Source organism: Paludibaculum fermentans (assembly GCF_051172195.1).
Classification (GTDB): domain Bacteria; phylum Acidobacteriota; class Terriglobia; order Bryobacterales; family Bryobacteraceae; genus Paludibaculum; species Paludibaculum fermentans_A.
Genome location: NZ_JBPJAQ010000001.1, coordinates 6,067,141 through 6,086,604, shown reverse-complemented (window position 1 = coordinate 6,086,604; position 19,464 = coordinate 6,067,141). Strand labels below are relative to the sequence as shown.

Below are 19,464 nucleotides of genomic sequence, written 5' to 3'. Positions count from 1 at the left end.
TGGACATGCCCTACCTTTTCGGCAATGCGCAGCACGTCGGGCGCCGCGAATATCAACAGGATGCCTTTGGCTTCTCCAACCCTTTCGACGAAGCGTTCACAGCGCATGCCGGACTGCTGGCCGTGGTGGCCGACGGCATGGGCGGGCTGGAGCATGGCGAGGCGGCCAGCCGCGCGGCGGTGCAGGGGTTTCTCGATGCCTACCGCCTGAAGACACCGGAAGAATCCATTGCGCAGGCTTTGGACCGCGGCGTCCACAATGCTCAGCAGGCCGTGCTGGCCGTGCAGAAGCAACTCGCGCTGGAGATGCAGTGCGGCACGACCCTGGTGGCGACGGTGTGGTTTCAGAACCAGTTGCAGTGGGTGGCCGTTGGAGACAGCGCGCTGTACCTGTGCCGGCAGGGCCAGTGGACGCGGCTGAACGACCTGCACACCTATGGCCGCCACCTGGATTCGCGGGCGGCGTTCGGTGAAATCACGCGGGAACAGGCGCAGGCCGACCCGCAGCGTGAGGCGTTGACGAGCTACCTGGGCATTTCCGAGCTGACGGAGATCGACCGCTCCATCCGGCCCATCACCGTAGTGGAGGGCGATTGGGTGCTGCTGTCGAGCGATGGCCTCTACAAGAGCCTGTCGCTGCTGGAGGTGCCCGAGGCGCTGCAGGGCTCCATCCAGGAACGCTGCGACACCCTGCTGAACGCGGTGCTGTCGCGCAATCTGCATGAGCAGGACAACGTGACGGTGGTGGCCCTGGCGTACGATCCGGGCCGGGTGCCGGTTACGGTGGCGCCCAAGGTGGAGGCCGCCGCCGCACCCGCTCCGTCCGGTATTGCGGAAACGCAACTCGCCTCGCCGCGCACCGTGGCGCCTTTTCCGCTGGGACAGGCTCCGACCGTTCCACCGCTGACGAAGACCCGTAAACGCGGTCATGTGCCGCTCGCCGCCCTCGCCCTGGTGCTGGTCCTGGTGGCGGGCTATTTCGCTTTCCGCTGGAACTGCTGCGCGCCTCCGCCGGTGGTGGCCGCTCCTCCCAGACCGGTGATCGTGAATCCGAATCCGCCGGATCATTCGCCGCCCGAACCGCCCAAACCGAACCAGCTCCGGCCAACCAAATGAAAACCGCCGCCCTTCTGCTCGCCAGTTCCGCACTGCTCCTCGCGGGCCCGCCCATCGAGGACATGAAGAAGCAGACCGTGCTGATCATCATGATGGCCAAGACGCCGAAGGGCATCATGACGGCCACGGGCAGCGGCGTGCTGGCCGATCCGACGCACGTCGTCACCAACCATCACGTTTGCTGTGAAGTACCGCCCCAGTTCCCGTCCAAAGTGGTGATCGCCACGGGCCCCGACCAGACGATCGACGCGACGGTGATCTGGAAGTCAGAGGAGAAGGACCTGGCGATTCTCGAGCTGGCCAAACCCATCCAGGCGCCCAAGGTAGTGTTCGCCACCAAGGCGAAGATCCGCATTGGTGAGCCGGTTTGGGCGGTGGGTTTCCCGGGCTCGGCCATGCGGCTGGGCAACCAGACGGCGATCTACGAATCCACCGTCACGCAGGGCGTGGCCAGCCGGATCTTCCAGGGGCCGACGGAAGAGGGCGGAGTGGAGTATGTCCAGACGACGGCGGCGGTGAATCCCGGCAACTCCGGCGGGCCGCTGTTTGACGACTGCGGCCAGGTGATCGCCATCAACCGCGCCAAGGCCTTGAGCTCCGTCGGAGGGAAGACGGTCACGTTCGCGGAGGGCATCAATCTCAGCATCATCGTGGATGAAGTGGTGCCCGAGCTGAACAAGAATAAGATCCAGTTCACCATCGGGAACTTGTGCCAGGCGCCGGGGGCGGTCAGCAGCATTCCCAACTGGATGCTGGGCAGCCAGGCCATTACACTGCTGGTCGCCCTGGGTGCGATTGGGCTGGCGATGAACAAAAAGGTGCGGCAGACGGTGGCGCGCAGTGTGCATCTGGGCGGAGGGGATCGCAAGCCCGCACCCAGTCCGCAGCCGCCGGCGGGCAAGCCGATGCTGGTGGGCTCGATTGGGCCGTATCAGGGACAGCGCATCCCCCTGAGTGAGAAGCCGGTGGTGATTGGGCGTGATGCCGCGGTGGTCAACCTAGTGCTGCCGGACAACACGCCGGGGGTGTCGAAGCGGCATTGCCAGCTTTCTGTCGATCGCGCTGGACGGTTCTTCGTGGAGGATCTGTTTTCGAGCCACGGCACGTTCCGCAATGGCGTGAAGATCGATTCCGGGCGGCCGCTGGAGATCCGGCCGGGTGACCGCATCACGCTGGGCGGACCGCAGGTGGGCTTTGAGGTGAACCGGGATTAACCATGCTGTTCGAGACATCCATCCTGAGCCGCCCGGGCGGGCGCGAGGTCAATGAGGACTCGGCGAACTGGCGGGCCGTCGCGCCGCAGGCGGGCATCTGGGTGCTGGCGGACGGGCTGGGCGGACATGGCGGCGGCGAAGTGGCTTCTCAGCGGGCCGTGGAGACTTTGCTGGCAGTGGATCCGGCGGCGGAACCGGCCTGGATTGCCGATCGCCTGCAGGCGGCGCACGAGCGCATCCTCACCGGTCAGAACGAGACTTTCGAGCTGAGGCACATGCATACGACAGCCGTGCTGCTGGCGGCCGTGGGCGGCCAGGCGGCATGGGGCCATTGCGGCGATTCGCGGTTGTACTTCTTTCGCGACGGGCGACTGGCCGAGCAGACCATCGATCACAGCTATGTGCAGACCAAGGTGGACGCGGGCGTCCTGCAGCCGCGCGAAATTCGATTTCACGAGGATCGCAACCGGCTGCTGGGCAGCCTGGGGATGTCTGGGACCGTGCGCGTGACGGTGCGGCCGGAGCCGCTGGCGCTGCAGCCCGGTGATGCCTTCCTGCTGGCGTCCGACGGCTTCTGGGAACTGGTATTGGAAACGGAGATGGAAGTGGAACTCGCCAAGGCGCCTACGGCCGAGGGATGGATGGCCGGCATGCATGCACGCCTGATGAGCCGCGCCGAAGGGGAATATGACAACTACACGGCTGTGGCCGTCTGGGTGCACGCCGGGGAGTTGGCGCAGTGATCCCAGGCAACCTGTGTCCCAGTTGTTTTGAGCAGCGCGACCCTTCGGTGCCTTGCCCCGTCTGTGGCTGGAGCGCCACCAGCCAGCCCGACTCGCCCTTCTACCTCTGGCCAGGCACGATTCTGAAAGAGCAGTACGTCATCGGGCGCGTGCTGGGTCATGGCGGCTTCGGGATTACGTACCTGGGCTGGGACCTCAACCTGGCCCGGCGCATCGCGATCAAGGAGTATTTCCCGGCCGGCGTGGCGGCACGCATGACCGGCAATCCGTCGGTCTTCCCGCATTCCAAGAAGTTCGAGAACGAATTCCGCTGGGGCCTGGAGCGCTACCTGGAAGAGGCCCGCACCGTGGCCCGCTTCCAGAACCATCCGTTCATCGTGTGGGTGCAGAACTTCTTCTCGCTGCACGGCACGGCGTACCTGATTCTGGAGTACCTGGAAGGCGCCACGCTGGACGAGTGCCTGAAGCAGTGGGGCCATCTCGATTTCGCCACTTCTTTGCGGGTGATGACGCCGGTGATGGACGCGCTGCGCGAGGTGCACAGCGTGGGCCTGCTGCACCGCGACATCAGTCCGGACAACATCTTCATCCTGCATAGCGGGCAGATCAAGGTGATCGATTTCGGCGCGGCGCGCTATGCGCTGGGCCAGCAGAGCCAGAACCTGTCGGTGATCCTGAAGCACGGCTACGCTCCGCCGGAGCAGTATGAGATGCGCGGCGACCAGGGCGCATGGACCGACGTCTACGCCGTGGCCGCCACCATGTACCGCACGATGACGGGCGAGATTCCGCCGCCGTCGCCGGACCGCCAGGCCAAGGACACGATACAGCCGCCCTCGGCCAAGGGCGCATCCATCCCCAAAGCGCAGGAGGCCGCGCTGATGAAGGCGCTGGCGCTGCGTCCCGCCGATCGCTACCGCGACATGCCCAGCCTGCAGGCGGCGCTACGCGACGGAGAGGCGTCGTCCACGGTCCACTGGCACGAACTGGTGGAGAAGACGATCCCGACGGGCGATACCGGCAAGATGAAGATGACGGGTCCCGGCGGGTATCAGGAGAAGCTGAAGGCCGAGGAACTGAGGCGCCAGCAGGAGAAGCAGCAGGAGCAGAAGAAGAAGCCGCTGTTGATCTGGGGGCTGGTCGCCGCCATCTCGCTGGTGCTGCTGGCGGGCGGCACGGTGGTGTACAAGCTGCTGAACCCGGAGCAGAAGATTGAGCGGTTCGACGCCGAGCCGACCGAAGTGGAGGCCGGCCAGGAGGTGAAGCTTACCTGGGCGGCGGTGGGAGTGAAGCGCGTCATCCTGGATGGCGTGGGGCCGCAGGACGTGCGCGGCAGCCTCATCGTGCGACCGGCGCAGACCACGAAATACCGGCTGATCGCGGGCTTGGTGGACAGTTGGGTGGAAGTGAAGGTGAAGCCGCCGGAAGTGAAGCCGCCGGTCGACAATCCCGATAGCGGAGGAGGAGGAGGAGGAGGAACCGGCCCGCCCGGCCCCGGACCGGACAACTCGAGCAAGCCGCAACCTCCGGTTTCGCATGTCCAAGTGACGCGCTGCGAGATCCAACCGCCTGTCGTGCGGCCCGGCCAGATGGCGAAACTGATCTGGGAGACGCGCGGGGCGGACAGTGTCTGGGTGGAGCCGGATCACCGCCAGTTGCAGCTTAGCGGCTCTATCGACTTCAAGCCGTCACGTTCGTTGTCGGTCCAGATTGTAGCCAAGGCCAGCCAGGCTTCGGCCACTTGTACAGCCTCAGTGACCGTCGAAGCAGGCCAGACGCCGCCTCAGCCCTCGGGCGAGGTGTCCATCCAGAGCTTCAATGCGTTCCCGTTCCGGCTGCAGGCCGGCCAGCGCGTGACGCTGAGTTGGCAGGCGTCCAATGCGACGGGCGTTCGGATCGAGCCCGGAGTGGGTTCGTTCCCGCAAGCCAGCGGCCAGACCCAGGTCGTCGTGCAGCAGTCCACGCGCTTCATCCTGACGGCGTTCAATGCGCAGGGTCAGCAAGCCACGCGCGTCGTGGATGTCAACGTGGTACAGGGCGACGTGCCCCCGCAGCCACAGCCGCAGCCGCAACCGCGCCAACTCAGCCTGGAGGCGCTGCATCATCATAGCGGCTGGCGTTTCGATCTCCGCAACTTCCATTGGGAAGCGGCTGGCCGCACCAATGTCTGCCGCGGCTTCATCGTCGCCGCCAACGGGACCCTCACGTTCCGAGGCTCGAACAACGACGGCTTTTCGGTGCCCTATTCAGAAGTAGCCGAGGTGTCGGTCAACCCGGACGTGAACATGGGCGGCAGCCGCGTGTTCCTGATCCGGCTGCAATCGGGCAAGAAGTACAACTTCCTGACACGTACGCCAATTGAGCAGGCGGTGGCGGCGATCCGGCAGGCGATCGGGCTGAAGAACTGAGGCCCGGGCGCTGTTATATACTGCCAGCAACGAAACTGTAGAGGATCTGGGACCATGACTCCATTCACGAGAAGAACTATGTTTGCCGGCGCCGCCGCCCTGGCCGCCACCCTGCCCACCACGCTGGAGGCCGCTGCCGGCGCAGCGCCCGGCATCACCATCGGCGTCGCCACTTACTCGCTGCGGAAGTTTTCGCGCGCGCAGGCCATCGAAATGCTGAAGAAGCTGAACGTGCAGGCCCTCAGCATCAAGGAATTCCACTTGAAATACTCCGACACGGCGGAGCAGACCGCGGCCGGAGCCAAGGAGTTCCGCGATGCCGGCTTTCAGATCCTGAGCGGCGGCAACATCGCCCTCACCAAGCCCGACGAGCTGCGCAAGATGTTCGAGTACGCCAAAGCAGCCGGCATGCCGATGATCGTCTGCGCCCCTGCCCACGAGACCCTGCCCGCGGTGGAGAAACTCGTCAAGGAGTTCAACATCAAGGCAGCCATCCACAATCACGGTCCCGAGGACAAGCACTTCCCCTCCCCACAGAGCGTGCTGGCCGCGGTAAAGAGCATGGATCCGCGCATGGGCCTGTGCATCGACATCGGCCACACCACACGCGCCAAGGCGGATCTTGTCGCCTCCATCAAAGAGGCCGGCGCGCGCCTGTTCGACATGCACGCCAAGGATCTCGTCTTCGAGAACGGCAAATGGACCCAGGTGGCCGTGGGCGACGGCAACATCCCGATTGTCGAGATGTTCAAGACGCTGCACGCGCTGAAGTATAAAGGCGGCGTGATGCTGGAGTACGAGATCAACGCCGACGATCCGTATCCGGGCATGGAGCGCTCGCTGTCGTATATGCGCGGTGTGCGCGCGGCTTTGGGCGCCTGAAGGTAATTACCGCAGGGCGGTGAGCAGCGTCGAGTAATCGTCGGTCCACAGGCGGGGCCGCTGGCTGCTGTTCACTGTCCCTGGCGGCACCCACTCCAGATTCGCGGCCGGTCCGGTCAATGCCCAGATGCTGGGCCGCACATCGTCCGCTTCAGAGCCGGCATCCAGCACCGGCTTGCACGCAAAGCCCTGGTCCGCGGCCAGCAGCCGCACCTCGGGCATCAGGTCCAGATACAGATTCGACAAGTGCAGCGCCAGGACCCCGCCCGGCTTCAGGTGCCGTCGATAAGTCCGGAAGGCTTCCCGCGTCAACAGGTGCACGGGAATGGAGTCGCCGGAAAATGCGTCGATGACCAGCAGGTCGAAGTTCTGATTCACCTCGCGCTCCAACAGCAGGCGGCCGTCTCCTACCGCGATGTCCACCCGGGCAGGCGTGTCGCTGAGATAGCGGAAATGGCGCCGGGCAAAGTCCACCACCATCGGATTGATCTCGTAGAACCGGAACAGGTCGCCAGGCCGGCCATAGGCCGCCAGCGTGCCTGCGCCGAGTCCCACGACTCCAATACGCCGCGTGCCCGCGGTATGCGCGAACCACTGGCCAGGACCGCTGTGCGGCCCGTAGTAAGCGGTGGGCCGCATCCGCCAGCCGTCGGCATTGAATTGCGAGCCGTGCGAGATGGCGCCATGGATGATGCTGCGTACCGGCGGGCGCCCGTCTTTGCCCTCGGCCTGTTCCACGCGCAGGCTGCCGTAGAAATTGCGGCCGCTGTCGATTTCCCGGGATGCCGTGAGGAACTCAGCCAGCGCGGGTGTGGTGACCAGTACCGCGCAGATGGTCGCCACGACGTCGATCAGGACGTTGCGGCGGTAAACGGTGAATAGCATCGACAGCGACGTGATGCACAGCACCACCGGCAACTCCGCATAACCGCGAAACACTTTCGGCGCCAGAAACGCGACCAGCAGCGACCCCAGGGTCCCACCGGCGGCCATCACCAGGTAGAACTGAGTCAGCCGCCCCGGCTCCGGCTTCAGCGCCGCCAGTTCGCCGTGGCAGTAGAAGCAGGCCAGGAAACAGCCGATGGTGAAAATGGGGATCCCCGCCGCCAGCATGCGGCCGGGCTGCAGGTAGACATAGGCAGCCGCCATGGCCAGCAACGCGGCTCCGGCCAGCGGCATGCCCCAGCGGCGCGTGTACCACTCGCGCTCAAAGACGGCCGTGAAGGTGAGCAAATAGAGCAGTAAGGGCACGGTCCACAGGAAAGGCACCGGGGCCACGGCCTGGCACAGGTGATTCGTCACGCTGACCAGCACCAGGGAGCCGAGTGCGGAGAAGAACAGCCACTTGGGCCACAACAACCCGGGCCGGACCGGTTCCTCCCGCTCTTCCACCGCGTTGCCCGGGCTGCGCCGCATCACGATGATGGAAGACGCCGCCAGCAGCAGCACGACCAGGCCGTAACCGGCTGACCACCACAGGTTCAGGCTCGTCAGCGACAGCCACGGCTCAAGCAGGAACGGGAAGCTCAACAGCGCCAGCGCGCACGACAGATTCGACCAGCCGAACAGTTTGTACGCTTGACCCTCAGGCTCCAGGCGCGCATACCACGCCTGCATCAGTGGGCTGGTGCTGCTGAGGACAAAGTAAGGAATGCCCACCGCGCGCACCAGCATCCACACGATGCTCCAACCCTGACCGGACCCGACAGTATCCACCTGGCCAAGGCCCACCGGCAAAGCCCACAGGCTCCCTGCCAGCACCACCAAATGGATCTGCGCCTGCCTTCTTGGAGCCAGGAACCGCGCTAACCCATGGGCGTACAGATACCCGCCCAGAAGCGCTCCCTGGTAGAAAACCATGCACACCGCCCACACTGAGGCTGTTCCGCCGAAGTACGGCAGAATCTGCTTCGCCAGCAGCGGCTGCACCAGAAACAGGCAGAACGCGCTGGCAATTACGGATGCGATGAGAAAAGACACTGATACCTGAGGACACTATCGGACATATCGGGCGTTCCCATTAGCCGGCTCGGCCGGCGGGCTAAACTCAAACGTATGCGTCCTGTGCTCTCCCGGCGGGCTTTTCTTGCCGCCGCCGCTCTCTCCGCCCGCTCCCTGGAAGCCGCCGGCAAGACACTCTGCGGAGTTCCGCTGGAGATCCTGAAACACGGGCGCAGCCGCCGCCGCTACCTGCGGATCCATGGCGACGAAACCACGGCCGCCGAGGCCTTGCGCGAGCACCTCAAAACCGCCCGCGGCACGGGCTTCCTCGTCACCAATCCGAAGCGCAACATCCTCATCGCCGGCGGCCTGCTGGATCCCAACCGCATGTTCTCGCGCCAGGGCGCTGAACGCAGCTACCGCCGCCTGAATCCCAAGTGGACCGAAGCGGAACTCACCCCCGCGCTCGCCTGGCTCGACCGCGAACGCCCCAAGCTCATCCACGCCCTGCTGCCCCCCAAGGGCGGCCTGTTGTTCGCGGTCCACAACAACGCGCGCGGCTATTCGATGGAGGAAGAGATCCCCATCTCGCAGCAGACCAGCCTGGCCCGGCGCAATGCTCCGCACGAGTTCTTTCTCACCACGGACCCGGGCGACTACGCGCTGCTGGCCAAGGGGCCGTATAACGTCCTGCTGCAAAACGAACCCAAGGGCGATGACGACGGTTCGCTCTCGCGCCTCTGCGGCCGGCTGGGCGTGCGCTATGTCAACCTCGAGGTGGCCCTCGGAAAACTGGCTGAGCAAAAAGAAATGATGGCGTGGTTGGAACGGACCTTGCCGGAGTAGTATGCTCTAGCCCATGCGCACTGGCTTGCTAGCGGAATTGGTGGCCGAATTCGTCGGCACGATGATCATCCTTTTGTTCGGCGCCGGGGTCGTCTCCATGGTCGTTTTGTTCGGCACCGGCACCCCCAATGAGGTGGTGAACGGCGGCTACACGAACATCACCCTGGCCTGGGGGCTCGGCGTCACCTTGGGTGTCTACGTCACCGGTAAGATCAGCGGAGGCCACCTGAATCCCGCAGTCACCCTGGCCCTGGCCGTCTTCCGCGGCTTCTCCTGGGCCAAGGTCATTCCGTACAGCATCGCCCAGTCGCTGGGCGCCATGGCCGGAGCCGCCATCGTCTTCTTCAACTACCGCCTGGCCTTCCTGCAATTCGACCCGAATCTGGAAAAGACCGCCGGAATCTTCACCACCTTCCCAGCCTTTCCCCAGGCGCTGTCGGCCGGCTTCTTCGACCAGGTGCTGGGCACGGCCCTGCTGCTGTTCCTGATCTTTGCCGTCACCGACGAACGCAACCAGCCGGTGTCGGGCAACCTCACCCCCGTGATCGTAGGCCTGATCGTAGTCGCCATTGGAATGTCCTTCGGCAAGCTGCACGGCTATGCCATCAATCCGGCCCGTGACATCGGCCCGCGCATCTTCACGGTGTTGGCCGGTTTCCGCAACAACGGACTCACCGACAACACCGGAGTCTGGTGGATCCCGATCGTCGCCCCCCTGGCCGGCGGACTGGTCGGAGCAGGCTGCTATGACCTGCTGATCCGGCGCTGGCTCCCCCGCGAATAAACCGTACCGCGAAGTCTAGTGGGCGAGGGCGGTATCATGGAGGTAGCTGGATCCTTCCATGTTCTTTACACTCACCGAACTCGAGCACCACCCAATCCTATTTGATGTCACCTACGCTCCAGGTGAAGTCCAACTCGGCGAAGAGTTGAAGCAGTTGGGCGGACTTGAGGTCAGCGGGAATGCAGAGCTGCTCCGCAACACCCTGGGCGAGATTCGCCTGCGGGGCCACGCCAAAGTCGTCATCGAAACCAACTGCGACCTCTGCCTTGAACCAGCTAACCTACTGATCGATAGCGACTTCGATCTCTTCTACCGCCCTGTGGAAAAGGCCGAAACGCACGGCGAAATCCACCTGGAAGAAGGCGAAGTCGAGATTTCCTTCTACGACGGCGACGGCGTGGGCCTGCGCGACGCCTTGCGCGAGTTCATCCTGCTCAGCGTCCCCATGCGCGCGGTCTGCAAGGAAGATTGCAAAGGCCTCTGCCCCAATTGCGGCCGCAATCGCAACGAAGGACCCTGCGGCTGCAATACGAAAAAGTCCGATCCCCGCCTGGCGGCGCTGAAGAATATTCTTCAATAACGGTGCGGGCTGGCCGCTTCCGGCTTCAGCTGATAATCTTCTTGCGCACGGCGTACAACACCAGTTCCGCCGTATTGTGCAGGTTCAGCTTCTGCATGATCCGCGTGCGGTGCGTTTCCACCGTGTAGACACTCAGGTCCAGCAGGTTCGCCACATCCTTGTTCGACCGGCCCTCGGCCAGCAGTTGCAGGATTTCGCGCTCGCGGTCGGTCAACAGGCTGTAACTGTCCTGCAGATTCCGCTGCTGCAGGTTCCGCATGTAGTCCTCCAGCAGCGCCTGGGCAATCGCCGGGCTGAAAAACGGCTTGCCGCTGGCCACAATCCGGATCGCCCGCACCAGGTCCTCTTCCGCATTGTCCTTTAAGAGGAATCCGCGCGCCCCGCACTCCAGCGCCCGCAACAGGTACGCCTCGTCGTTGTGCATCGACAGGATCAGCACACCAATCGCCGGATTCTGCTTCACGATCTGCGCCGTCGCGTCGATTCCGTTCAACTGCGGCATCGCGATATCCATCACGATCACCTGCGGCGACAGCTCCTTCGCCAGCCGTACCGCCTCGCGTCCGTCCGCCGCTTCCCCGGCTACGGCCAGGTCCGCTTCCTGTTCCAACAGGAAACGCAGGCCCTTCCTGACCACACCGTGATCGTCCACCAACAAAACTTGAATATTGCTCATGCGCTCTTTCTGGGGATCGTCGCCTTCACTTCAGTGCCCCGCCCCGGCTCGGATTCAATCTCCAGGTTGCCACCCATCTCCCGGATCCGCTCCTCCATGCCCAGCATGCCCAGCCCGCGCCGGCGGGTCATCGCCAGGTCCATGCCCTTCCCGTTATCCTTGACCGTCAGCCGGACCCGGTCCTTCTCTGATTTGATCCGGATGTTCACTTCGCCGGCTGAGGCGTGCCGGGTGATATTCGTCAGCGCCTCCTGCACCACACGAAACAGGCTGGTCTTCTGCGGTTCCGTCAGGCCATCCAGGGCGCCGTCAATCTGTACATTCGCCGGAACACCGCTCACGCGGGAAAACTCGCGCGCCTGCCAGCCGATGGCCGGCCCCAGCCCCAAGTCGTCCAGCATCGACGGCCGCAGCCCCATCGCCAGGTCGCGGACCGTCTTCATTGCACCTTCCGCCACGTCCTTGGCCTGCCGCACATGCGTCTGAAACTTCTCGGGATCCCCGTTGCCAATGCGGCCGAGATTGGAGATCTCCACCCGCAGTGCGGTCAGCATCTGGCCCACCTGGTCGTGCAGCTCCAGTGAGAGCGCCTTGCGCTCCTCCTCCTGCGCCCGGACCAGTTTCTGGGAGAGATTGCGCAGCGCGCGCTCGGCGTTGCGGGCACGCCGCTCCAGCCGCACAATCCACCACACGCTGAGCGCCGCTACCAGTGCACTGAGGAAGAGAATGCTGTAGGTGAGGCGCCGCAGCCAGTAGCGAAACTCCCGCTGCGACTCTTCCAGCCTGTCCTCGGCCTGCCTCAGGTTGCCCGTATTGATGGTCTGCAGGCGAGCCGCCAGTTGGGTGATCTGGTGCCTTTGTTTCAATAAGTTGCGGGTGTAACTGCCAGCCAGGGCGTTCTTGACGTCCAGCGACCACTCCAGCGGAGGGCGCAGCACGGCAATGTAGTCTTCCACCTGGTCGCGGAGCTTGGCCAGCGTCGCCGCATCCACGGAGTGACCGAGGCGCTTTTCCAACTGGAAGAGTGTGGTCAAAATGCGCTCGCGACTGTTGACCACCTGCTGTTTCAGCTCCGCCGCATTGGCGGCATTACGATCCAGCAGGTAGTCGCGGACGTCAATGTTGATACTGTACAGATCGGCCCGCATCTGGGACAGCAACTCTTCGGTCCCGGAATAGGCCTCCTGCGCCGCCATCAGTTCCGCCTGGCTCAGCGAAGTGCGCCGGATCTGCGAGAAGCCGAGAATCGCGGTCAGCACCATCATCGAGCCGAACCCGGCAATGAGCGCAAAGCCGAAGCGCGGGCTCATGCCGGAGCCGCCAGGACGCGGAAAATCGCTAGGTACCAGGGGAGGAGCATGGTCAGACCGGTTTGAAACCAGTATCCGCCAAATTCGCTCCGTCTGTGGATTAGATGGCACTCTGCGGCAGACTACGCCGTGGCGACCTGCAGCCAGGCAGGATCGCGCTCAGCTGCGGTGATCAGCTGGGCGAACGCTTCAGGTACGGCGTGCTCCATGCGTAGCCAGCTCGGCAGAGCCGGCACGCCCATCGGATTCTCGACAAATTCGCGGCCCGCGGCGGCCAGCGACTCGCTGAAGAGCTCCACTGAGAACTCCTCGGCATGCAGGTCGTACTCGAGCCCGTTGAACTGGGCATCGGCCGCATAGCGCGTCACCATCTCGCCCGCCGCCTTTGCGTAGGAATGCGGCAATGTCGCCTTCAGCAGTTCGTCCTGCATGACGGAACCGTCGCGGCACACGGCCGTGAACAGCGCCTTGGCGATATCGCGCGTCATCTTGTTCAGCCCGCGCGAGGAGTCGGCCGGTGACAGAATCTGATGTTTATGGTCGTAGCAGTCGGTGAGATCCACTTGGCAGGTGCGCATCGCCGGCACCTTCTGCCAGACTTCCGACAGCGTGGAGACTTCCAGGCCCCAATCCGGGGAAACGCGCAGGTTCTTCGCCAGTGCCTTGGTCATGGCGATTTCGCCTGAAAGGCCATAGCGGAAACTGTCCAGGAATCGCAAGAATCCGCTGTGGATCCCGGAATCCTGCAGAGCCCGCACCAGCGGGGTGAGGAATAGCCGCGTGACGCGCCCGTTTAGCTGGGCGGTGAAGCGCGGATAGAACGCTTTGGCGAATTCGAACTGGCAATCTTCGGCGACCAGCGGGTAGACCAACCGCGACAGCATGTGGCGGTGGTAAGTCTTGATGTCGCAGTCCTGAAAGGCGATGACGTCGCAGTCACCCTTGGCCAGCAGGTATCCGGTGCCCAACCAGCAGGCTTGGCCCTTACCGGGGCTCTGCACATGCAGTCCGGCGTCTTCTGAGGTGCGCAGGAAATCCTGAATCGGCTCGCTATCGAGCCACAGGACGGTGGATTCGACGGGCAGGCGCTCAAACAGGCGGCGCACCTGCTCATACTGTTCTTCATCGGCTCGCGAGAGCACCAGGACGATGCGGCGCAGCCAGTTGACGCGCTGCAGCTGGTCGAGAATGCCGTGCATCGCCGGCGTTTCGAATTCGGAGTAGAGGGCCGGCAAAACCAGGCCGATGGACTTATCACGGCCCAACCGGCTCAGCTCAGCGTCCAAATGGTGCGCTGCGTCCCGCCGCAGGCTGTGTAGCGTAGGAACCATCCCAGTTTGATAGAAGTCCGCCATGCAGTCTTGCCTCCTTCCTTCTCAGATTAGGGGTGAGGACGTCCCGGGCATATCCCAGGAACACTGTACGGGGATCACGGAATCCCGGTACGGACGGTACTGGGGCGGAGAGCGATCGAACGCCCCATTATTTTTCAATTACTTAGAGTGTTGTGAGAGCGGGGAGAAGAATAGGCGCAAGGCGCGCCAGAAAGGGTGGTGAAGGGAATTAGACCCTGAAAAACGAGTAGAAGGGCTGCCGACTGTAGATCGCACGGACCACTGAGGGGCCATATGCCCCCTAGTGATTTAGATTGACCAATTCCTGGCCAGGTTCCTTGAAAAAACGGCCTGTTTCGGTCTTCCCCTCATGTTCGCAGCGACGGTTCGGGGTCAGGAACGCAGCGCCCCGTCTCACTTCAGCCGGAATTGATAGACAATCCGGCCCGCCGTATCGATCCACGCTGCCTGCCTTCCGGAATTCCCAGTGCTTGGCAACTCCACCGCCGCCAATCCGAAAGTGAAGGACTCGGCGAAAGCGTAGGTAGCAGGAAACGCGGGCGCACCGCTCATGTCGATGAACCGGTAATAGCCCTCCTGGTCTGCCGCTTTCTCGTAAACCACCGCGCGCCCATCCGAGAAGGCCGCGGCCGATTCGAAGCGAGGTGGAATCACAAATGCGCCAGATCGGTCGATGAAGCCCCATTTTCCGTTGACGCTGACCGCGGCCCTACCCTGGGAAAACTCACCGGAATACTCGAACTGGGGCTCGATCGCGATGTGGCCGGATTTATCGGCGTACCCCCACAACTCGCCCAGCCGGACCGCCGCCAGGCCTTCGGAGAAGTCCCGGGCGCCGTCAAAGCGCAGCTCCGACACCGGCCGGCCGGTCTTGTCGATGATGCGGAACCTGCAGTCGTAGTCCGCGTCGCGACGCGCAGGACGGAATTTTGGGGGACTGCAGGATCCCCCGTTGGTGATCAGGCAAGGACCATCCATGATGGCGATGGCCAGCCCCTCATGAAAACTAGAACCATCGCTCAAGGTTGGAGGAATCGCGAAGTTGCCGAACTGATCAATGTACCCCGTAGACCCAAACTGGCCTTCCACGCCTACCCTGGCCAAGCCCTCGGAAAACCCCGAGACAGTAAAGTATTTCGGCTCGATGACGAATCGGCCCGTGCGATCGATGAAACCCCACAGCACTCGACGGGAAGGACCACTCTCGAGCGCGGCGGCAGCCAACCCCTCGGAAAATTCAAACGCAAGCCAGGCATCCAAGCGAAAGGCAGTGGCGCCCGACTTGTCGATATAGCGGTAACCTACCTCATCCTTTACACGCAGAAGTCCCTCATGGAACTCGCCGCCAAATCCACCAACATCATGCAGGTTGGGCTGGATGACCACTCGTCCCTTGGCATCCATGTACCCCGCCTTCCCATCTTTCTCAAATTGAAAGAGCGGGTCAGCCGATTTGGTGCGGATCGCCCAAAGACGGTACCTCCACGAGCAGCCCGGTACCGCGGGAATAGAAATCAACAGGGCGACAACAGCGCCCAGGCCGATCCAGATCCGCCGATTTTGTGGTGAGGTCATCTCCAGTTCCTTCCCCTCTCGATCGACGGCTGTCGAGCCATCGGTGGATACAGCTGACGGGTGGCAATTCGCCGCTATACTCGTCTGCCGCTGTTGGACTCCGCTTCCGGATGGAAAGTGCCGGATTTGACAGGGGCGACATTACTTCGCCGCCGTGGGCTCACGCCGGAAACGCGTCTCTGAGTAAGGTTGGAACTCCTTGCCCGGCTCGGCGATCGAGAACGACTCTACGAATTCATCCTTGGAGACAATCCGGTAGACTTCCCGGGCCCGGAAGCCCGGCGGCAGGTTCTCGATCTGGACTGTCTTGAACTCACGGCGATCCGGAGTGTTGTCCGTCAGCCGGTATTCGTTCACGAAACCTTCTATATGGAACTGCCGCAGGACCAGGGTCTTCAGATTACGGTCGTAGCTGAACATGCCCCAGTCCTCGTGGATCTCCGGTTCGGTCTTGCCTTTCACGATCTCCCACGTGGATCTGTTCTTGACAGAAAGGTAGCGGCCCTTCATCTCGAAGCGGTACTCGCGCTCACTCACGCCGCGGCCTGGTTCTCCGGTGGCCGTGCCCTTCCATCGCCCTTCCAAAAAGCGGACGGCGGCGAAGCGGTCCTCCGCGGGCGGAACTTGTACAAGTGAAGTAGTCAGCAGGGCAGCGAGAACGCAGGCATTCCACATGGAGTCATCCTATCCTTAAAATGAGGAGGGCCAGCTGCGGTTTTTCTCACCACCGGCCGCTCCATTTCGAGACAATCACAAACTGATCCCTACAGGCTCAATGGGATGACACGGCAACCCGCGATCACTTATACTGTAAGGGTCTTATCTTTCATCCGATTCTGGCTTTTCGTCCAGACGGATAGCCTCCAAAGGAAGGAAGCCATGCCGAATCCGAAGCGACGCCACTCCAAGCGCCGTACGTCCGCGCGCCGCACGCACGACTCCCTGAAGGCCGCGGGCCTAAGCGGGTGCCCGAAGTGCCATGAGATGAAATTGCCCCACCGTGCCTGCCCCCATTGCGGTTGGTACAAGACCCGGGAAGTGATTGAAGTGGTGCAGGAGTAGCCTCGGCGCTCCTACACTGTCCACAATTGTTGTCGATTGAATGATCACCATCGCTGTCGACGCCATGGGGGGCGACCACGCCCCCGTCCCCGAAGTGAGCGGAGCCGTTCAGGCGGCCAGCACCCAGGACGTTAACATCCTTCTGGTTGGCAAAGAGCAGGTTCTCCAGGCCGAACTCAAAAAGTTCGATGGCTGGAAGAAGCTCCCCATCCGGATCGTGAACGCCACTGAGGTCGTCACTATGGAGGACAATCCGGCCAAGGCGCTTCGTACCAAACGAGACTCCAGTATGCGTGTCGCCGCTCGTCTCGTAAGGGACGGTGAGGCGCAGGGCTGGATCTCCGCAGGCAATACGGGCGCGGTGATGGCGATCTCCAAGACCGTCCTCGGCATGATCCCCGGCGTCGATCGGCCGGCCTTGGCGCAGGCTTTCCCCACCATCAAAGGCAAACCCGCCGTCATGGTCGACGTGGGCGCCAATGTAGACTCTTCCGCACAGATGCTCGCCCAATTCGCAGTCATGGGCGAGATTTACTCCCGGCTTGTTTTTCATACCGAATCGCCGACGGTCGGGATTTTATCTATTGGGGAAGAGGATCATAAAGGCAACGAGCTCACAAAGAGCGCTGCATCCCTGATGAAGGCCCTGCCGTTGAATTTCATCGGCAACGTGGAAGGCCGCGACCTGTACACCGGGCTCACCGATGTCATCGTCTGCGACGGCTTCATCGGCAATGTGGCGCTGAAGGTCAGTGAAGGTCTGGTTGATGTCATCAAGCACATGTTGAAGGAATCGTTGGAGTCAACGATCGCCAGCAAGATTGGCTACGTGCTCAGCCGCCAGGCATTTAAAGACTTCCGCAAGCGCATGGACTACTCCGAATACGGAGGGGCTCCGCTGCTCGGCGTCAAAGGGGTCGTCATCATCTGCCATGGAAGGTCGAATGACAATGCGATTCGCAATGCAATCCGGGTGGCTACAGAGTCGGCGACGGAACACGTCAACGACAGGATCGAATCCGGGATCCAGCGCTGGCAGGCCAATTCCGCCGACAGCGCCGAAGTTTAGCCGCCTTCTCACTCTCGCTCTCCTCACCTCGCTTTGTGCCTTCGGCCAGCGGCCTACGCCGGCCACCTGGACCCTCACCCCGTCCGCTCCCCGCGTCGCTCCTGGAAGCACTTTCACCGCGGAACTGAAGCTAAAACTTCAAGAGCCGTGGCACATGTATTCGCTCACGACGCCCAAGCCTGGTCCGACCGGTGGCCCAACCACGACAACCGTAAAACTCGCGGAGTCGCCGGCCATTGCCAAGTTTGAAATCTGGACTCCGAAGCCGGTCCGCCACTTCGACCCAAACTTTAACCTGGATACCGAAACTTACTCAGGCGAACAGACTTTTGTGTTTCAAGTTGAGCTCGCAAAGGATGCGCCGGCTGGTCCACTCGAGCTCACCTCGCAGATGCGCTATCAGCTCTGCACCGAGAAAGAGTGCCTGCCGCCCAAGAAGGTGACGGCAACCGCAACTGTTGAAGTGGCCGCCAATGCAGCCGCCACAAAGAGCGATATTCCAGCCGGGTTGGTAAAGTTTGAACCCGCCGCTCCAGCACCCCCCGCCGCAGCTGCTCAAGCAGGCCAACAATCCGCCGGAGGCCAGAAACAGGATTTGGGTTCGTTTCTGCTCCTGGCGTTCGGCTTCGGCTTGGCGGCGATCTTCACACCTTGCGTCTTTCCGATGATCCCCATCACCATGTCGTTCTTCCTGAACCAGCAGGGGAACGGCGGCCGCAGGCAGGCTCTCACGCAGGCCACCGTGTTCTGCCTTGGGATTGTCGTGCTGTTCACCGGCATCGGCTTCGGACTCAGCGCGGCGCTGGGCCCCTTCGCTGTGGTCCAATTGGGCTCGAACCCCTGGGTGAACGGCCTGATCTGTGTTGTTTTCTTTGTGTTTGGTCTCAGTCTCTTAGGTGCTTTCGAGATCACCCTGCCGACAGGCCTCCTGACCAAATTGAACATCGCCTCCAATCAGGGCGGCATCGTGGGCACCCTGCTGATGGGCTTGACGTTCAGCCTGGCTTCGTTTGCCTGCATTGGACCCTTTATGGGGACGCTGCTGGCGGCATCGGTCGGTGGCGACAAGATGCAACCCATCCTCGGCATGCTCGCCTTCTCCAGCGCCCTAGCCTCCCCCTTCTTCCTCCTGGCTCTCTTCCCTTCCTTTCTGAAGAAGATGCCGCGTAGCGGAGGGTGGATGGCTCGCGTGAAAATCGTTCTGGGCTTTCTGGTTATGGCCGCTTTGTTAAAGTACTTGTCGAATGTCGACCAGGTGCTGCAACTTGGCCTGCTGACCCGCGAACGGTTCCTGGCGTTGTGGGTCGTCCTGTTTGCCCTGCCCGGCTTATACCTCCTCGGCTTCCTGAGAATGGAAGGCATTCGCGCGGATGAGGATGTGAAACCGGCGCGGCTGCTGGTGGGTGTTGCCCTGCTCGGCTTCGCTCTGAGCCTGATCCCTGGAATGAACGGCGGCCGGCTGGGTGAACTGGAAGCCTATATACCGGCTGCACCGGAAGGATCCACCTCAAGTGCCACTGGAGGTAATTCCGCCAAGTGGCTGAAAAATGACTTTGATGGTGCAATCGCCAAGGCCAAAGCAGAGAACAAGAAGGTCCTGGTCGCCTTCACTGGCTACGCTTGCACAAACTGTCATTGGATGAAGGCAAACATGTTCCCTCGGCCGGAGATCGCTGAGGCGCTCGGAAATTTCGTATTGGTTGAACTGTACACCGACGGCACGGACGCCGTCAGCGAACAGAACCAGCAGCGGCAGGACAATCTTTTCAAGACTGTCGCCATTCCTTATTACGCAATTTTCGACGCCGAGCAGCAGCCGAAGGGCTCCTATGCGGGCCTCACCAAGGATCCGCAGGAGTTCCTGAAGTTCTTGAACTCTGGCCTCAGCGGTTCCTGATTACAGG

Annotated in this window: 17 protein-coding genes; 11 read left to right on the top strand and 6 right to left on the bottom strand. The window is 62.5% G+C overall.

Annotated elements, in window-relative coordinates; translation table 11 throughout:
- Positions 1-5: 5 nt before the first annotated feature.
- Genes ACR9Y2_RS24395 through ACR9Y2_RS24375 form a run of 5 tightly spaced genes read left to right on the top strand, consistent with a single transcriptional unit; the run spans position 6 to position 6,362 of the window.
- Positions 6-1,115 carry a PP2C family protein-serine/threonine phosphatase gene (locus ACR9Y2_RS24395; RefSeq protein ID WP_435044286.1) on the top strand — a complete coding sequence of 370 codons (1,110 nt, stop codon included), beginning with the start codon at positions 6-8 and terminating at the stop codon, positions 1,113-1,115.
- Positions 1,112-2,329 (top strand): trypsin-like peptidase domain-containing protein, encoded by a 1,218-nt coding sequence (locus ACR9Y2_RS24390; RefSeq protein ID WP_435044285.1) that lies wholly within the window; start codon positions 1,112-1,114, stop codon positions 2,327-2,329. Before ACR9Y2_RS24395 ends, ACR9Y2_RS24390 begins: the two co-directional genes overlap by 4 nt.
- A 2-nt stretch (positions 2,330-2,331) precedes the next feature.
- Complete coding sequence (locus tag ACR9Y2_RS24385) at positions 2,332-3,072, top strand: PP2C family protein-serine/threonine phosphatase (RefSeq protein ID WP_435044284.1); 741 nt, start codon at positions 2,332-2,334, stop codon at positions 3,070-3,072.
- Positions 3,069-5,480, top strand: coding sequence for a serine/threonine protein kinase (locus tag ACR9Y2_RS24380; RefSeq protein WP_435044283.1), 2,412 nt, complete (start codon positions 3,069-3,071; stop codon positions 5,478-5,480). Before ACR9Y2_RS24385 ends, ACR9Y2_RS24380 begins: the two co-directional genes overlap by 4 nt.
- A 54-nt stretch (positions 5,481-5,534) precedes the next feature.
- Complete coding sequence (locus tag ACR9Y2_RS24375; RefSeq protein WP_435044282.1) at positions 5,535-6,362, top strand: sugar phosphate isomerase/epimerase family protein; 828 nt, start codon at positions 5,535-5,537, stop codon at positions 6,360-6,362.
- Between the two features lie 6 nt (positions 6,363-6,368).
- Here ACR9Y2_RS24375 and ACR9Y2_RS24370 read toward each other — a convergent pair whose 3' ends face one another.
- Positions 6,369-8,342, bottom strand: a complete 1,974-nt coding sequence (locus ACR9Y2_RS24370) for a spermidine synthase (protein WP_435044281.1) — start codon at positions 8,340-8,342, stop codon at positions 6,369-6,371.
- A 75-nt stretch (positions 8,343-8,417) separates the two neighbouring features.
- Between ACR9Y2_RS24370 and ACR9Y2_RS24365 the strand changes: the two genes are divergently transcribed.
- The 3 genes from ACR9Y2_RS24365 to ACR9Y2_RS24355 are packed head-to-tail and all read left to right on the top strand — an operon-like array spanning position 8,418 to position 10,513.
- Positions 8,418-9,149, top strand: coding sequence for a hypothetical protein (locus ACR9Y2_RS24365; protein WP_435044280.1), 732 nt, complete (start codon positions 8,418-8,420; stop codon positions 9,147-9,149).
- Positions 9,150-9,162: 13 nt separating this feature from the next.
- A complete protein-coding gene (locus ACR9Y2_RS24360; protein ID WP_435044279.1) occupies positions 9,163-9,933 on the top strand; it encodes an MIP/aquaporin family protein in 771 nt (256 codons plus the stop codon).
- 58 nt (positions 9,934-9,991) lie between these two features.
- A complete protein-coding gene (locus ACR9Y2_RS24355; protein WP_435044278.1) occupies positions 9,992-10,513 on the top strand; it encodes a YceD family protein in 522 nt (173 codons plus the stop codon).
- A 25-nt stretch (positions 10,514-10,538) separates the two neighbouring features.
- Here ACR9Y2_RS24355 and ACR9Y2_RS24350 read toward each other — a convergent pair whose 3' ends face one another.
- The 5 genes from ACR9Y2_RS24350 to ACR9Y2_RS24330 form a co-directional block, all read right to left on the bottom strand.
- Positions 10,539-11,189 (bottom strand): response regulator, encoded by a 651-nt coding sequence (locus ACR9Y2_RS24350; protein ID WP_435044277.1) that lies wholly within the window; start codon positions 11,187-11,189, stop codon positions 10,539-10,541.
- Entirely contained in the window at positions 11,186-12,499 is a 1,314-nt protein-coding gene (locus tag ACR9Y2_RS24345) for a sensor histidine kinase (protein WP_435044276.1), read from the bottom strand. Before ACR9Y2_RS24345 ends, ACR9Y2_RS24350 begins: the two co-directional genes overlap by 4 nt.
- Positions 12,500-12,621: 122 nt before the next feature.
- A complete protein-coding gene (locus ACR9Y2_RS24340; protein WP_435044275.1) occupies positions 12,622-13,854 on the bottom strand; it encodes a glycosyl transferase in 1,233 nt (410 codons plus the stop codon).
- A 393-nt stretch (positions 13,855-14,247) separates the two neighbouring features.
- The gene (locus tag ACR9Y2_RS24335; RefSeq protein ID WP_435044274.1) at positions 14,248-15,429 is read right to left on the bottom strand and encodes a WG repeat-containing protein; all 1,182 of its coding nucleotides are present in this window, start codon (positions 15,427-15,429) and stop codon (positions 14,248-14,250) included.
- 141 nt (positions 15,430-15,570) lie between these two features.
- Entirely contained in the window at positions 15,571-16,104 is a 534-nt protein-coding gene (locus ACR9Y2_RS24330) for a hypothetical protein (protein WP_435044273.1), read from the bottom strand.
- 204 nt (positions 16,105-16,308) lie between these two features.
- On the opposite strand from ACR9Y2_RS24330, the gene rpmF reads away from it, so the two are divergent.
- The 3 genes from rpmF to ACR9Y2_RS24315 are packed head-to-tail and all read left to right on the top strand — an operon-like array spanning position 16,309 to position 19,457.
- Positions 16,309-16,491, top strand: a complete 183-nt coding sequence (gene rpmF, locus ACR9Y2_RS24325) for a 50S ribosomal protein L32 (protein WP_435044272.1) — start codon at positions 16,309-16,311, stop codon at positions 16,489-16,491.
- Between the two features lie 40 nt (positions 16,492-16,531).
- Entirely contained in the window at positions 16,532-17,560 is a 1,029-nt protein-coding gene (plsX, locus tag ACR9Y2_RS24320; protein ID WP_435044271.1) for a phosphate acyltransferase PlsX, read from the top strand.
- Positions 17,535-19,457 carry a protein-disulfide reductase DsbD family protein gene (locus ACR9Y2_RS24315; RefSeq protein ID WP_435044901.1) on the top strand — a complete coding sequence of 641 codons (1,923 nt, stop codon included), beginning with the start codon at positions 17,535-17,537 and terminating at the stop codon, positions 19,455-19,457. The genes plsX and ACR9Y2_RS24315 overlap by 26 nt, the downstream gene beginning before the upstream one ends.
- The last annotated feature ends 7 nt before the right edge of the window (positions 19,458-19,464 follow it).

Bases quoted from the DNA above. Each gene is read 5' to 3' on its own strand.
- ACR9Y2_RS24345 (WP_435044276.1), bottom strand. From the start codon at position 12,499: ATGAGCCCGCGCTTCGGCTTTGCGCTCATTGCCGGGTTCGGCTCGATG.
- ACR9Y2_RS24335 (WP_435044274.1), bottom strand. From the start codon at position 15,429: ATGACCTCACCACAAAATCGGCGGATCTGGATCGGCCTGGGCGCTGTT.
- plsX (WP_435044271.1), top strand. From the start codon at position 16,532: ATGATCACCATCGCTGTCGACGCCATGGGGGGCGACCACGCCCCCGTC.
- ACR9Y2_RS24395 (WP_435044286.1), top strand. From the start codon at position 6: ATGCCCTACCTTTTCGGCAATGCGCAGCACGTCGGGCGCCGCGAATAT.
- ACR9Y2_RS24390 (WP_435044285.1), top strand. From the start codon at position 1,112: ATGAAAACCGCCGCCCTTCTGCTCGCCAGTTCCGCACTGCTCCTCGCG.
- ACR9Y2_RS24340 (WP_435044275.1), bottom strand. From the start codon at position 13,854: ATGGCGGACTTCTATCAAACTGGGATGGTTCCTACGCTACACAGCCTG.
- ACR9Y2_RS24360 (WP_435044279.1), top strand. From the start codon at position 9,163: ATGCGCACTGGCTTGCTAGCGGAATTGGTGGCCGAATTCGTCGGCACG.
- ACR9Y2_RS24350 (WP_435044277.1), bottom strand. From the start codon at position 11,189: ATGAGCAATATTCAAGTTTTGTTGGTGGACGATCACGGTGTGGTCAGG.
- ACR9Y2_RS24330 (WP_435044273.1), bottom strand. From the start codon at position 16,104: ATGTGGAATGCCTGCGTTCTCGCTGCCCTGCTGACTACTTCACTTGTA.
- ACR9Y2_RS24365 (WP_435044280.1), top strand. From the start codon at position 8,418: ATGCGTCCTGTGCTCTCCCGGCGGGCTTTTCTTGCCGCCGCCGCTCTC.
- ACR9Y2_RS24355 (WP_435044278.1), top strand. From the start codon at position 9,992: ATGTTCTTTACACTCACCGAACTCGAGCACCACCCAATCCTATTTGAT.
- ACR9Y2_RS24375 (WP_435044282.1), top strand. From the start codon at position 5,535: ATGACTCCATTCACGAGAAGAACTATGTTTGCCGGCGCCGCCGCCCTG.
- ACR9Y2_RS24385 (WP_435044284.1), top strand. From the start codon at position 2,332: ATGCTGTTCGAGACATCCATCCTGAGCCGCCCGGGCGGGCGCGAGGTC.
- rpmF (WP_435044272.1), top strand. From the start codon at position 16,309: ATGCCGAATCCGAAGCGACGCCACTCCAAGCGCCGTACGTCCGCGCGC.